This window comes from Microbacterium xanthum (assembly GCF_034531355.1).
In the GTDB taxonomy this organism is placed as follows: domain Bacteria; phylum Actinomycetota; class Actinomycetes; order Actinomycetales; family Microbacteriaceae; genus Microbacterium; species Microbacterium xanthum.
Map to the genome: position 1 here is coordinate 422,779 of NZ_JAWHUE010000001.1, position 14,592 is coordinate 437,370.

11 protein-coding genes are annotated in these 14,592 nt (G+C 70.9%); 7 read left to right on the forward strand and 4 right to left on the reverse strand.

The window, feature by feature from the left end; all coding sequences use genetic code 11:
• Window positions 1-15 precede the first annotated feature (15 nt).
• From RZO50_RS02125 to RZO50_RS02135, 3 genes are read left to right on the forward strand one after another with little or no spacing between them, the layout of a single operon-like run.
• The gene (locus RZO50_RS02125) at window positions 16-1,416 is read left to right on the forward strand and encodes a DUF6421 family protein (protein WP_322598051.1); all 1,401 of its coding nucleotides are present in this window, start codon (window positions 16-18) and stop codon (window positions 1,414-1,416) included.
• Window positions 1,413-2,102, forward strand: coding sequence for an SDR family NAD(P)-dependent oxidoreductase (locus RZO50_RS02130; protein ID WP_322598052.1), 690 nt, complete (start codon window positions 1,413-1,415; stop codon window positions 2,100-2,102). The genes RZO50_RS02125 and RZO50_RS02130 overlap by 4 nt, the downstream gene beginning before the upstream one ends.
• 54 nt (window positions 2,103-2,156) lie before the next feature.
• A complete protein-coding gene (locus tag RZO50_RS02135; RefSeq protein WP_416211505.1) occupies window positions 2,157-3,233 on the forward strand; it encodes a threonine aldolase family protein in 1,077 nt (358 codons plus the stop codon).
• Window positions 3,234-3,266: 33 nt separating this feature from the next.
• Here RZO50_RS02135 and RZO50_RS02140 read toward each other — a convergent pair whose 3' ends face one another.
• Window positions 3,267-4,100: an ATP-binding protein gene (locus RZO50_RS02140; RefSeq protein ID WP_322598054.1), complete on the reverse strand. Its 834-nt coding sequence runs from the start codon at window positions 4,098-4,100 to the stop codon at window positions 3,267-3,269.
• 15 nt (window positions 4,101-4,115) lie between these two features.
• Window positions 4,116-4,733: an NUDIX hydrolase family protein gene (locus RZO50_RS02145; RefSeq protein ID WP_322598055.1), complete on the reverse strand. Its 618-nt coding sequence runs from the start codon at window positions 4,731-4,733 to the stop codon at window positions 4,116-4,118.
• 171 nt (window positions 4,734-4,904) lie between these two features.
• On the opposite strand from RZO50_RS02145, the gene RZO50_RS02150 reads away from it, so the two are divergent.
• A complete protein-coding gene (locus RZO50_RS02150) occupies window positions 4,905-5,573 on the forward strand; it encodes an alpha/beta hydrolase (RefSeq protein WP_322598056.1) in 669 nt (222 codons plus the stop codon).
• 15 nt (window positions 5,574-5,588) lie between these two features.
• Here the strand turns inward: RZO50_RS02150 and RZO50_RS02155 are convergent, their stop codons facing one another.
• Window positions 5,589-5,873, reverse strand: a complete 285-nt coding sequence (locus RZO50_RS02155; protein ID WP_322598057.1) for a hypothetical protein — start codon at window positions 5,871-5,873, stop codon at window positions 5,589-5,591.
• Window positions 5,874-6,145: 272 nt separating this feature from the next.
• On the opposite strand from RZO50_RS02155, the gene RZO50_RS02160 reads away from it, so the two are divergent.
• Window positions 6,146-7,813 (forward strand): ABC-F family ATP-binding cassette domain-containing protein, encoded by a 1,668-nt coding sequence (locus tag RZO50_RS02160; RefSeq protein WP_322598058.1) that lies wholly within the window; start codon window positions 6,146-6,148, stop codon window positions 7,811-7,813.
• A gap of 6 nt (window positions 7,814-7,819) precedes the next feature.
• Here RZO50_RS02160 and RZO50_RS02165 read toward each other — a convergent pair whose 3' ends face one another.
• On the reverse strand, window positions 7,820-8,845 hold the full coding sequence (locus RZO50_RS02165) for a hypothetical protein (RefSeq protein ID WP_322598059.1): 1,026 nt from the start codon (window positions 8,843-8,845) through the stop codon (window positions 7,820-7,822).
• 89 nt (window positions 8,846-8,934) lie between these two features.
• Between RZO50_RS02165 and RZO50_RS02170 the strand changes: the two genes are divergently transcribed.
• Both RZO50_RS02170 and RZO50_RS02175 read left to right on the forward strand, forming a co-directional pair.
• The gene (locus RZO50_RS02170) at window positions 8,935-13,788 is read left to right on the forward strand and encodes an Lhr family ATP-dependent helicase (protein ID WP_322598060.1); all 4,854 of its coding nucleotides are present in this window, start codon (window positions 8,935-8,937) and stop codon (window positions 13,786-13,788) included.
• Entirely contained in the window at window positions 13,781-14,554 is a 774-nt protein-coding gene (locus RZO50_RS02175; RefSeq protein ID WP_322598061.1) for a DNA-formamidopyrimidine glycosylase family protein, read from the forward strand. Before RZO50_RS02170 ends, RZO50_RS02175 begins: the two co-directional genes overlap by 8 nt.
• The last annotated feature ends 38 nt before the right edge of the window (window positions 14,555-14,592 follow it).

Here is a 14,592-nt window from a genome sequence, read left to right on the forward strand (position 1 = left end):
TGATCGGAGGTTCCGTTGTCCACGCCCACTCTCGCACCCGGATTCGCCACGCCAGAGAGCGCGGTCGCCGCGCCGACCTCTGCGGCCTGGCTCGCCTTGAAGGGCGCCGCGGCCGCCCTGCAACCCCTCCAGATCACCGACGGCTCGATCCCCGACACCGCGTGTCACGCGCAGGCTCGCGCCCACGTCGACACCATCGTCCAGGCCATCCGCGCGCTGGCACCGGTCTTCCCGCACGATGCCGAGTACCTCGCCGCCTCCGTCCGGGACTTCGGCCGGTGGGCCGCCTCGGGCTTCGACGTACCGGACTTCCTCGATTCCCTCACCGCCTTCCAGCCGCAGCAGCACCGCATCGACGGGATCCGCCACCTCGTCGTGTTCCCCATGTACACGCAGAACGGCTCGACCGAGCGCCACGTCGAGGCCCTCCTGGTCGAGGTGATCTGGCCCGAGATGATCGAACGCCTGGAGACCGAGTACACCAACCGCCTGTTCGTCTCGCTGCGCCTGATCGACTTCACACCCGGGTACGACACGAACTCCGCGGTGCTCTTCCCCGAGACCGTCGCGATGCGGGAGGTCCCGACCTTCACGTGGGGGGCGATCTTCCAGGACCGCGAGGCGGCACGCTTCCGGCGCGTCACACGCGCCGCGGCCGAGATCACCAAGCTCGACCTGCCTGCCGAGGCCGCCCGGATGCTCGAGGATCAGGCCCTCACCGAGCGCACCTTCGTGATGTGGGACCTCATCCACGACCGCACGCACATGCGCGGGGATCTGCCGTTCGACCCCTTCATGATCAAGCAGCGCATGCCGTACTTCCTGTACTCCCTCGAAGAGTTGCGGTGCGATCTCACGGCGTTCCGCGAGAGCGTCGCCCTCGAAGCGCGCTTCGGCGCCCGTGACGATCTCGACCCGGTGGAGAGCGACCTGCTCACCCACGCGAAGCTCGTGCAGTACGCGGTGATCTTCGACCGCATCTTCCGCTTCGCCGTCACCGGGTCGCGCGTGCGCAACTACGACGGGCTCGGCGGCCAACTGCTGTTCGCGTGGCTGCACCAGCGCGACGTGCTCCACTGGACCGATACGTCGCTGGCCTTCGACTGGGACGAGGTGCCGGCCGCCGTCGTCGCCCTCGGCGAGGCCATCGACGAGCTGTACTGGCGCTCGATCGATCGCCCCAAGACCGCCCATTGGCTCGCCGCCTACGAGCTGGTCCGTTCCGTCCTCACGCCGCACCCCGCCTCCCGCTGGGCTCGCGGGCTGTCCGACGAGATCCTCGCGGGCCCACCCCGGGGCTACACCGACGCGGTGCTCGATGACGAATTCCCCCTGTCGATGTTCTACGAAGCGCTCGAGAAGAAGATGCGGCCTGTGATCGAGTCCACCCGCGGCATCCGGGCGACCGACGAATGAGCGACGACGTCACGACGCGGGGCGATCGCGTACCGGGTGTCGCGGCACGCACGGTGCTCCTGGCGGGCGGCACGAGCGAGGCAGGACGTGTCGCCGCACGGGTGCTCACCGCCGCGGGTGCACACGTCATCGTCGCCGCGCGCGATCACGTCGCGCTCGACACCCTGCGCGAGACTCTGCCCGGCGTGCGCACGGAACAGTGCGACCTCACCGACGAGGAGGCCGTGGCGGGTCTCGCCAGGCAGGTCGGAGCTCTCGACGGGGTGCTGCACCTCGTCGGCGGCTGGCGCGGCGGCGGCGGTCTGGCCGGGCAAACCGACGCGGACTTCCGCGTTCTCGAGGCGTCACTGACCGCACTGCGTCATGTGTCACGGGCCTTCGACCCCGCCCTTCGCGCCTCGGATGCCGCCCGCACGGCCATCGTGTCGTCGACGGCGGTGACACGGCCTCTCGCCGGCGGCGCGAACTACGCGGCCGTCAAGGCCGCGGCCGAAGCGTGGAACCGCGCCGTCGCGCACGGGTTCGCCAAAGCGGCCCGTGACGCCGACGAGCCGCTCCGAGCGGCGGCCGTGACGTACCGCGTGAAGGCCCTCGCCGGGCTCGAATTCGCCCTGGCCGATGCGTTCGCGCGGCTCTGGGACGACGACGCAGCCGCGGTCAACGACACCGTCGTGACGCTCGGTTGACGCGCACCGGCCCCCACCCACCCCCTCACCCTCGACTCCCGAAGCGTAGGCTGGATGCCCGTGACTGCCCTCCATGACTCCGCCGTGCGCGGCTTCGCCTCTGACAACTACTCCGGCGTGCACCCCGAGGTGCTGGCGGCCATCGCCGCGGCGAATGGGGGGCACCAGGTCGCCTATGGGGAGGACCGCTACACCGCACGCCTGCAGGAGCTGTTCGTCGCGCAGCTCGGCGAGGGTGTCGAGGCGTTCCCGGTGTTCAACGGCACCGGCGCGAACGTCGTCGGCATCCAATCGATGCTGCCCCGGTGGGGCGCGGTCATCGCCGCCGCCACCGCCCACATCAATGTCGACGAAGGCGGCGCCCCCGAGAAGGTCGCGGGCGTGAAGATCCTGAACGTCCCGACCGAGGACGGCAAACTCACCCCCGAACTGATCGACCTCGAGGCGTGGGGATGGGGCGACGAGCACCGTTCGCAGCCCTTGGCCGTCTCGATCACGCAGTCCACCGAGCTCGGCACGCTCTACACGCCCGATGAGGTGCGCGCGATCGCCGACCACGCCCACGGTCACGGGATGCGGCTGCACATGGACGGTGCCCGCATCGCCAACGCCGCCGCCGCTCTCGACGTGCCGCTCCGTGCATTCACCCGCGACGCCGGTGTGGACGTTCTGAGCTTCGGCGGCACGAAGAACGGGGCCATGCTCGGCGAGGCGATCGTGGTGATCGATCCTGCTGCCGCCAGCGGACTGCCCTACCTCCGCAAGCTCAACATGCAGTTGTCCTCGAAGATGCGGTTCGTCTCGGCGCAGCTGATCGCCCTGCTCGAGAACGACCTGTGGCTGCGCAGCGCCCGTCACTCCAATGCCATGGCGCAGCGGCTTCGCGCCGGTGTCGAGGCGGGCCTGGCCGACGGGTCGATCCGCGGTGTCGAGTTCACCCAGCCCACGCAGGTCAACGGCGTCTTCGCAACCCTGCCCGCGGGCGTCGCCGACCGGTTGCGCACATCGTTCCGCTTCTACGACTGGGACGAGGCTCGTCGAGAGGTGCGCTGGATGTGCTCGTTCGACACCACGGAGGGCGACATCGACGCGTTCCTCGCCGCCATCGCCCGCGAGACCACCGCGGGCTGAACCCGCGGCCCCGCGTGCGCGGGGCGAATCCGGTCAGACCCCGGCGGGTTTGCCCGACAACCAGGTCCACACCGACGGACGCCAATGCTCGGCGACGTACTGCACCGCCTCGTCGACGCCGAGCGAGCGCGTGGAGTTGCCCACGCGCACCCAGAGGTCGGTGGAGCCGCCGTCTTTCGCGCGCACGAGGAACACCGGCTTGGGCGAGGCGGGGCAGCTGACCGCGCAGACCGCGTCGCCGCCGGATCCGTGGAACTGGATGCGCGGCAGGGCAGCGGCGTTCCGGCCCAGCAGGGTCGACAGCAGGTCGCGCAGCCACAGCTCGAACCGGTCGTGGTCGGGGGTGCGCAACGTCGCCAGGTCACGGTGCAGGCCGATCACCTGCCCGTCGTCGTTCGCGCCGATCAGCAGCACCCCGCCGGAGCTGTTCAGGAAGGCCGCGACCGTCTTGGCGATGGCCAGCTCCATCCGCGCGTCCTTCTTGTCCTCCCGGACGTTCCAGCGCGCCGTCTCCTTGAACTCGACCCGGTCGGTCTCGCCGGCCGAGAGCACGGCCGCGACATCGATCTCCTGCGCACCGCGGTTCAGCGCCGCGGCCAGTCCCGCCACCGCGAAGGAGAGCCCGAGGCTCGTGCCGAAGGCAAGGAGGATCGTCGTCGGCATCCACAGGCGCAGGCCGTAGAAGAAGATGCCGGCCAGGAGGATCCCGATGCTGATCCCGAGGGTGGAGACGATCGTCATCGTGCGGATCTCGAGGCGCAGCCGGGAGCCGAAGAGCCGGCGGATGATCCGGGCGATGAGGTACGCGAGGGCGAGGACGATCGGGATCGCGATGGCGAGCTCGATCAGCAACGGGCTGTTCGTCATGCGGGCCTTCCGGACTCAGCGCAGGCAGCCGACGCTCGCAAGCGCCTGACGGATGAGGGTGGCGCGGCCGCCCTCCATCTCGTCGGCGAGCGCGTCGGACGCCGCCTCGTCGGGGCTCATCCACGTCACCTCGAGCGCATCCTGACGGGGCTCGCACGTGCCGGTGACCGGCACGACGTACGCCAGCGAGACGGCATGCTGGCGGTCGTCGTGGAAGGCGCTGACACCCGGGATGGGGAAGTACTCGGCAACGGTGAACGGGACCGGCTGCGGCGGGAGGAGCGGGAACGCCATCGGGCCGAGGTCGTTCTCGAGGTGCCGGAACAGCGCGTCGCGCACCGTTTCGCCGTACCGCACCCGGCCGCTCACGAGCGAGCGGGTGATCTCCCCCATCGGCGTGGCGCGCAACAGGATGCCCACCTCGGTCACCGCTCCCATGCCGTCCGTGCGCACCGGCACGGCCTCGACGTAGAGCATCGGCAGGCGGCGGCGCGCCTCCGCGAGCTCGACCTCGCTCAGCCATCCGGGGTTCGACGAACCCGCCGCGTCGCCGCCCAGATCGCGCAGCGGATCGCGCGGCGTGCCGTCGTCGTCCCCGTCGTTCGGTTCGGGATCAGGCGTGCGGACCGGCATGCCTCCTGTATACCTCACCGTCCCGGTCGCGTGTCGGCGCCGCTCCCCGACGAACCCCGCGTCGAACAGCACCACTGCACCACTCCCGTCGAACAGCACCACTCCCGTCGAACAGCACCACTCCCGCCGAACAGCACCCCGCCTGTCGGGGCGTCCTGCAACAATGGCGGCATGAGCGCCGAGAGCCCGAACACGCCCGTGCTCGACCACGATGCCGTGCTGTGGTCCGCCGACGAAGCGACCCGTACGGGACGACCGCTCCTGGTGCTGCTGCATGGCTACGGGTCGCACGAGGGCGATCTGTTCGGCCTCGTGCCCTACCTGCCCGACGCGTTCGCCTACGCCGCGGTGCGCGCTCCCCTCGCTCCCCCGTTCCCGACGCCGGGACACTCCTGGTACCCCATCGACGGACTCGATGGCCGCGACCCGTCCCACGTGACCGCCGCCGCATCCGCCCTCGTGTCGTGGATCGATCGGGTCGCGCCGAATGCACCGGTCGGTTTGCTGGGATTCTCCCAGGGCGGCGCGGTGTCGCTCCAGTCGCTGCGGTTGCGGCCGGAGCGCTTCGCGTTCGCGGTGAACCTCTCGGGCTACGTCACGCCCGGCGATCTGCCCGGCGATGCGACGATCGCCGAGAGCCGACCGCCGGTGTTCTGGGGGCGCGGGAGTGCCGACGAGGTGATCCCGGCGGCGCTCATCGACCACACCACGCAGTGGCTTCCCGGTCATGCCGACCTCAGCGGCCGCGTCTACCCGGGCCTGAGCCACAGCGTCTCGGAGCAGGAGATGGCCGATGTGCGCGTCTTCCTCGAGAAGCAGCTGGAGTCCCTCGAGGGCTGACCCTCCCCCGCCCGGCTACACCTCGTCGCCGGAGTCACCCTCGTCGCCGGAATCGCCCTCGTCGCCGGAATCACCCTCGTCACGAGAATCACCCTCGTCCCGCCGACGCGTACGGTCCGCGGCGGCAGCGCCGAAGGCCAGGGAGAACGCGACACCGATCCCCACGCCGATCGCGAGTCCCGCGCCGATGTTGTCCAGCGCCACCCCGAAGGCGATGCCCAGCCCGATGCCGACCGCGAGTCCCGCGGCGTTGAACGGCGGGAACCCGCGCCCACCCTCGGTCTTCTGCTCATCCGTCATGCCGGCGACGCTACGACGCGGCTCCGCGGCGCGCATCCGCCCGCAGAGGGAGATCGAAGGACGTCCGGTCTTCCCTTCGACGGGCCTCGACGCTATCGTCATGGAGTCCCGTTCCCGACGTCAGGATGACCGGTGAAGACCTTCGACGCTCTCGCGACCACCTCGCGCTGACGTCGCCTCTGCCCGCCCTTTGCGCGGCGGGCCGCTCCGGAAGGAGCCGAGGCTTCGGCCTCCCGGCTGTCAGCGCCCACGCCGACACCGAAAGGGCCATCATGCCCACCTCCGCACGCACCTCGGCCGTCGTCTTCGACCGCCTCTCCTTCCACTGGCCGGACGGCACACCCGCTCTCGACGGGCTGTCCGGCGCGATCGGCGAAGGCCGCACAGGCCTGGTCGGCCGCAATGGCTCCGGCAAGTCGACGCTGCTGCGTCTGATCTCGGGCGACCTGTCCCCCGCATCCGGGACCGTCACCGCCGTCGGCGACGTCGCGCGCTTGCCGCAGCAGCTGACCCTCGACACCGGCAGACCGGTCGCCGACCTGCTGGGGGTCGGAGACGCGGTGGTCGCGCTGCGCGCGATCGAATCGGGCGACGCCGATCCGCGACACTTCGAGGCGGTCGGCGACGCGTGGGACGTCGAAGCGCGTGCGCACGCGGTCCTCGCCGAAGCGGGGCTGCCGCCCGATACGCTCGATCGGACCGTCGGCGAGCTCTCCGGCGGTGAGGCGGTCTTGGCCGCTCTCGCCGGCATCCGGCTGCGCGCCCCGGCGATCACCCTGCTCGACGAGCCGACCAACAACCTCGACAAGGGTGCGCGGGAGCGTCTCGCGCGTCTGGTGACGGCGTGGCGCGGCACGCTCGTCGTCGTCAGCCACGACGTCGGGTTGCTCGAGCTCATGGACGACACCGCTGAACTGCACCGCGGCACGGTGACGGTGTTCGGGGGCCCGTACTCGAGCTGGCGGGCCTGGCTCGACGCAGAACAGGACGCCGCCCGCCAGGCGGAGGCCACGGCGGCGAACGCTCTGCGCCGCGAACGACGCCAGCGCATCGAGGCCGAGACGACGATCGCGAGGCGGCGATCGTACGGGCGGCGGGCCGAGCTCGAGCGACGCGTTCCGAAGATCGTCGCCGGCGCACGCAAACGCGCGGCGCAGGAGTCCGCGGGGCGGCTCCGGGTGGAATCGGCGGGCAAGGAGTCGCAGGCGCGTGCCGCACTCGACGCCGCCGAGCAACGCGTGCGCGACGATGACGGCATCCGAATCGATATCCCCGACCCCGGAGTCGCCGCGACCCGACGGATCGCCTCGCTCACCGACGGCGAACGCACGTGGACGATCCGGGGCCCCGAGCGCATGGCGCTCACAGGCCCGAACGGCGCCGGAAAGACCACGCTGCTCGAAGATCTCGTCGCGAGCTCCTCCCATCCGGACGAGCGATCAGCGGATACGCCCGCATTCGGCGCAGAACGCCCGGATCCAAGGAATTGCCGACAGCCGGGGTCGCCGATGTCGGCCGTCGCGCACACCGAGCGGATCGGGTACCTGCCGCAGCGCGTCGACGGACTCGACGACGACGCGAGCGTCCTCGAGAACGTCCGCACGGCGGCCCCCGATGTGCCGCCCGCGGAGGTGCGGAACCGTCTCGCGCGGTTCCTGCTCCGCGGTGCGACGGTGGAGCGCGCCGTCAGCACCTTGTCCGGCGGCGAGAGGTTCCGCGTCGCCCTGGCACGTCTGCTGTTGGCCGACCCCGCTCCGCAGCTCCTGATCCTGGACGAGCCGACGAACAACCTCGACCTCGACACGGTGGACCAGCTGGTGGACGCTCTCTCGGCCTACCGCGGCGCCGTCCTCGTCGTCAGCCATGACGACGCCTTCCTCGCCCGCCTCGACATCGACTTCACCCTCGAGCTGCGCGACGGGATGATCGCACAGCGATGAGGACGGCTACCAGGCCTCGTCCAGATACGACGCGAGAGTCGTGAGCAGAGCCTCGCGCTCGGCGTCGGGCAGTTCGGACAACCGAATGTCAGCGACGTTGACGCCATCCGTAGCCTGGACATTCGCCCCAGCCGCCCCCGAGGATCCCTCAGGTGTTCGCAGAGCGACCCTTCCGATGTTGATCTCGTCACGGTCGCTCGCTCCATCCGCAACGGACCACCCCGTCCCCGCCCGGCTCACGATGTCCGCCCACAGGCCTTCTCCCTCGAACGTGCAGCCGGAAGCGCGCGACACCTGGTCAGCGAGCACAAAGACCGCGTGAGGTGGGTCGATGTACAAGTCGCCCGCGGACGCAATGATCTCGACCCCGGACGCAGCCGACATCCGTTCGGCGAGCTCGCCGCAGTCGAGCGCATGGGCCCACTCGGTCGTGTCTCTCGTCCACGGCCTCTCCTCGCGCGCGTGCCAGGACGTCGCGACGTCATCCATGAGTATCGGAGCAAACTCGTCGAAGTCGTGAGCCCCGACTCCACCTGACCCGCTGACCGCTATCCACAGCTCACCATCGCCGCCCGCGGCCGTACAGACCCATGTATCGGACTCGCAGTTGCCGAAGTAGAAATCTGCCGCTTCTCGCCCGAGCCGTTCCTGACCGATCCCCCATTCCGGGAGAACGCTGACCAGGAGGAACTCACCCGTCTCTGTCCGCCAGCTGCAATTCGTCCCTCCCACGTTGACGACGCTGTCACCCGAGTCCACCCCGGAGTCCCCCGTCGGCTCGAACCCCAGCCCTGTCACGGCCGACAGTGTTCGGACATCGAGCATCTCGGCACACTCGCCACCGAAGACCTGCGGGGGACGCTCACCGCCCCCGACGACGCGAACCGTCGGCGTCGGTGTGGGTGTCGCAGAAGTCGAAGCCGAAACCGAAACGTTCGTCTCCTGGGCTTGGGGCTCCGCCGCGCACCCCACGACCGACACGAGCACGATGGTCGACAAAACGATTCCGAGATGTCTGAGGTGAGAGATCATCGGGTCGATCCTAGGCATCTACAACCGGCACTGACGAGCGGCAGGCGCAAGCCCGCGCCGATGTCGGTGGCAACGAGCATGATGGGAGGATGGCTGGCTCCGGCGACGTGCTCGAGCGGTTCGGCCCTGCCACGCAGGACTGGTTCCGCGGAGCTTTCGCGCGCCCGACCGACGCGCAGCGCGGCGCATGGGAGGCGATCTCGCACGGCAAGCACGCGCTCGTGGTCGCCCCCACCGGGTCGGGGAAGACCCTCTCGGCGTTCCTGTGGGCCATCGACCGGGTGTTCCGAGAGGGCCGCGCGCCGGACTCCGGCGGGGAGACCGCACGACCGCGCGCGGGCCGACGCCTCCGCGCAGGCTCCGACGCCGCGCCGCCACCGGGCACGCGCATCCTCTACATCTCCCCGTTGAAGGCGCTCGGCGTCGACGTCGAGCGCAACCTGCGCTCCCCGCTGGTGGGGATCGGACAGTCCGCCCGCCGCCTCGGCATCGCGGTGCCCGACGTGTCCGTCGGCGTCCGCTCCGGCGACACCTCTTCCGCCGACCGGCGCAAGCTCGTGGCATCCCCGCCGGACATCCTCATCACGACGCCCGAGTCGCTGTACCTCATGCTCACCAGTCAGGCGGGGCAGACCCTCCGCGACGTGCACACGGTCATCGTCGACGAGGTCCACGCGGTCGCAGCGACCAAGCGCGGCGCGCACCTCGCGGTCAGCCTCGAACGCCTCGACGCACTCCGCCGCGAGCATGCCCCCGACGCGGCTCCCGCGCAGCGCATCGGACTGTCGGCGACGGTGTGCCCCATCGACGAGGTCGCTCGCTTCCTCGGCGGATCCGAACCCGTCGAGATCGTCGCTCCTCGGGCGTCCAAGCAGTTCGAGCTCACGGTCGTCGTTCCCGTCGACGACATGCTCAACCCGCCGCCCGCCCCCGGACCGGTGCGCGGGCGGGACGATGGCGACCGGAGCACCGCGGACCTGGACGGATCACCCATCGACGAAGACTGGTTCGGCGACGGGTCAAGCGGCACGTCCGCGTCGGGCCCGGCCTCCGGCGCAGACAACACCGAGATGACCGGGTCGGTCTGGCCGCACGTCGAAGAGGCGATCGTCGACCGCATCCTCGATCATCGGTCCACGATCGTCTTCGTCAACTCCCGCCGCCTGGGCGAGCGTCTCACCGGTCGTCTGAACGAGATCTACGCCGACCGACTCGGGCTCGACACCCCCTCGCCGGATGCGGCGCCGTCCGGCCCGCCGGGTTCTGCGGGACCGACCCGCATGCCCGCCGAGATGATGGCGCAGGCGGGCGTGTCCTCGGGCGTCGCGCCGGCGCTCGCCAAAGCGCACCACGGATCCGTGTCGAAGGAGCAGCGCGCACAGGTCGAGGAAGAACTGAAGTCCGGGGCTCTCCGCTGCGTCGTGGCCACCAGCAGCCTCGAACTCGGAATCGACATGGGCGCCGTCGACCTCGTCATCCAGGTCGAGGCGCCACCTTCTGCGGCGTCGGGGCTGCAGCGCGTGGGGCGGGCCGGTCACCAGGTCGGGGAGGTGAGCCGCGCGGCCCTGTTCCCCAAGCACCGCGCCGACGTCCTCCACACCGCGATCGTGACCGAGCGGATGCTCGCCGGTCAGATCGAGTCGATCGCCGTGCCCCAGAACCCGCTCGACATCCTCGCGCAGCAGACGGTGGCCGCCGCCGCCCAGGGCGAGATCGACGTGGAGGGCTGGTTCGACACGGTGCGGCGCAGCGCCCCGTTCCGCACCCTGCCCCGGTCGGCGTACGAGGCGACCCTCGACCTGCTCGCGGGTCGCTTCCCCTCGGACGAGTTCGCCGAGCTCCGGCCCCGCGTGGTCTGGGATCGCGACAAGGGCACCCTCACGGGGCGGCCCGGGGCGCAGCGCATCGCCGTCACAAGCGGCGGCACGATTCCCGACCGCGGCCTGTTCGGCGTTTTCGTCGCCGGTGAGACCCGCAACGCGCGCGTCGGCGAGCTCGACGAGGAGATGGTCTACGAGTCGAGGGTGAACGACGTCTTCACCCTCGGCACGACCAGCTGGCGCATCGTGGAGATCACCCACGACCGCGTGAACGTCCTCCCCGCCTTCGGCCAGCCCGGCAAGCTGCCCTTCTGGCACGGCGACGGCCTCGGACGCCCGGCAGAGCTCGGCGAGGCCCTCGGCAGCATGGCTCGCCAGCTCTCGGGCGCGAAACGCGAGAAGGCCGAGGCACGCCTCGGCGATGCGGGCCTCGACGCCTCCGCCATCGAGAACCTCCTCACCTACCTCGCCGAACAGCGGGAAGCGACCGGCAGCGTCCCCACGGATCGCACCTTCACCGTCGAACGCAGTCGGGACGAAGTCGGCGACTGGCGGGTGATACTTCATTCCCCGTACGGCATGAAGGTGCATGCGCCGTGGGCGCTCGCCGTCAACGCCCGGATTCGAGAGCGCCTCGGCGTCGAGGGCGCGGCCGTGGCGAGCGACGACGGCATCATCGCGCGCGTCCCCGATGCGGCGACCGAGCCGCCCGGTGCCGACCTGTTCGTCTTCGAGCCCGACGAATTGGAGCAACTGGTCACCGACGAGGTGGGTGGGTCCGCCCTGTTCGCGTCACGATTCCGCGAGTGCGCGGCGCGCGCGCTCCTCATGCCGCGCATGAACCCCAGTCGGCGAAGCCCGCTGTGGCAACAGCGCCAGCGCTCCGCGCAACTGCTCGAGGTGGCCCGCCGCTATCCGACGTTCCCCATCATCCTCGAAACGCTCCGCGAAGTCCTTCAGGACGTCTACGACGTCCCCGCGCTGCTGCGCGTCGCGCGCAAGATCGGCGATCGAAGCATCCGCCTGGTGGAGACGACGACGAGCCAACCGTCCCCCTACGCGCGCGACCTGCTCTTCGGATACGTCGGCGCCTTCATGTACGAGGGCGATTCACCGCTGGCCGAGCGTCGCGCAGCGGCACTCTCCGTCGACCCGGCTCTGCTGTCGGAGCTGCTCGGCAAGGTCGAGATGCGCGAGCTGCTCGACCCCGAGGTCATCGCCCAGTTCGAGCGTGAGGCGCAGAAGCTCGCGCCTGACAGACACGTGCGCGGCGTCGAAGGCGTCGCCGACCTGCTCCGGATCCTCGGACCCCTCGAGGCCCGCGAGGTCGCCGAACGTCTCGAGGCGACCGATGGCGATGCGTCGGCGACGGAGAGCACCGCGGCCGGACTCCTCGGCGAGCTCGTCGATGCCCGCAGGGCGATCCGGGTGACCATCGCCGGCGCCGCCCGCGTGGCCGCCATCGAAGACGCCGGGCGCTTGCGCGACGGTCTCGGCGCGGCACTCCCCGTCGGCATCCCGAACGCGTTCCTCGAACCGCTCCCCGACCCCCTCGGCGACCTCGTCGCCCGCTACGCCCGCACGCACGGCCCCTTCACCGCCGATGCCCTCGCCGAACGGCTCGGCGTCGGGGTCGCCGTCGCACGGCACACTCTTCAGCGGCTGGAGGGCCAGGGCCGCATCTCGAGCGGTTTCTTCCTCCCCGCCTCCGGGTCGGGAGCCGCGAGCGGTGCCGCCCTCGACGAAACGGAGTGGTGCGACAGCGAGGTGCTCCGCCGCCTGCGGATGCGGTCGCTGGCGGCCATCCGCGGCAGCGTCGAACCGGTCCCGCCCGACGCGTTCGCGAGGTTCCTTCCGGTCTGGCAGCACGTCACGCGTCCGCTGGACGGCATCGATGGCCTGGCCGCGGTCATCGAGCAACTGGCAGGTGTCCCCGCGCCCGCCAGCGCGTGGGAGTCGCTCATCTTTCCGACCCGCGTGCGGGACTACCGCCCCGCGCTGCTGGATGAACTCACCTCGTCGGGGGAGGTCGTGTGGACCGGCCACGGTTCGCTTCCCGGTCGAGACGGCTGGATCGCGTTCCATCCCGCCGACACCGCCCCCCTCACCCTCACCCGCGATGACGTCGAGATCGCGGAGGATTCGCTGGATGCGCGACTCCTCCACGTGCTCGGCGCCGGAGGTGCCTACTTCGCCGGGCAGCTGCGACAACTCGCCGATGCCGACAACGAGCAGTCCGTCGTCGATGCGCTGTGGCGCCTGACGTGGGCCGGCCGGGTCACCAACGACACGTTCGCCCCCGTGCGCACGCTCGTCGGAGGCGGTTCGCAGGCGCATCGGGTGGCGCGGAAGACGCCGCGATCCCGCATGTACCGCGGCGCGACCCTGCCGCGCGTGTCGACGTCGGCACCGCCTCGGCCTCCGGCGATCGGAGGAAGATGGTCGCTCGTCCCCGACGCCGAGCCGGATGCCGCCCTCCGCGCCACGGCTGCGGCGAGCCTGCTGCTGGACCGCTACGGGGTGGTCACCAGAGGGTCCGTGCAATCGGAGGGCGTCCCGGGCGGTTTCGCGCAGGTGTACCGCGTGCTCGCGGGCTTCGAAGAGGCCGGCCACTGCCGTCGCGGCTACGTCATCGAAAAGCTCGGCGCCGCCCAGTTCGCCGCCTCGGCCACCGTCGACCGCATCCGCGAGTTCGCCGCGGTCCCGGACCCGCCACCGCGACAGTCCGTCGCCCTCGCCGCGACCGACCCCGCCAACCCGTACGGAGCCGCACTGGCCTGGCCGTCCCTGGCGGACGTGTCGCACCGCCCCGGTCGCAAGGCCGGCGGCCTCGTCGTGATCGTCGACGGCGACCTGGCGCTCTACCTCGAGCGCGGCGGCAAGACCGCCCTGGTCTTCACCGCGGACGAGGAGGTCATCGCCGCGGCAGCCATCGGGCTCGCCGACACGGCGCGGCGACGTCACCTCGACACCCTCACCATCGAGCAGGTCAACGGCGCCTTCGTCTACGGCACCGCGCTCGGCCGCGCGTTGCGGGAGGCGGGCTTCGTGGAGTCGCCGCGCGGTCTGACGCTGCGTCGCACCACCGCCGGCGACGCGCACCGGGAGTCGACGCGTGCCTGAGGGCGACACCGTCTTCCGCGCCGCGCGGCGCCTCGCCGACGTGCTCGACGGACGCGAACTCGTCCGCTTCGACCTGCGCGTGCCGCAGGTCGCGACGATCGATCTCACCGGCGCGACCGTGCAAGAAGTCATCCCGCGCGGCAAGCACCTCCTCCACCGCATCGACGGGTGGACCCTTCACACCCATCTGAAGATGGAAGGCGAATGGCATGTGTACGAACGGGGCGGCCGGTGGCGCAAGCCCGGCTACAAGGCCCGCGCCGTGCTCGGGACCGTCGACCACGACACCGTCGGTTTCGACCTCGCCGACATCACCGTGGTGCCCACCGATCGCGAGGACACCCTCGTCGGCCATCTCGGCCCCGATCCGCTGAGCGCGACATGGGACCCCGCCGAGGCGAGCAGGCGCCTGTCGGCCGATGCTCGTGCGATTCACGTCGCCCTCCTCGACCAGCGCAACGTCGCCGGGTTCGGCAACGAATACGCCAACGAGATCCTGTTCGTGCGAGGCGTTCTGCCCACCACGCCTGCCCCCGACGTCGACGTCGAGGCGCTGCTCGACCTCGGCACGCGAATGATCCGCGCGAACCGGGACCGGTCGGGGCGCACCTTCACCGGAGATGCGCGGCCGGGCCGCTCGACATGGGTCTATCGGCGCGAAGGCCGCCCCTGTCGCCGCTGCGGCACCCTCGTCGAGGGCGGCCAGATGGGGGCTGACCCCACCTCGGAGCGCATCACATTCTGGTGCCCCCGGTGCCAGACCTGACGGATCGGAGACGACAGGATCGCTGGGGCAACCAGGAC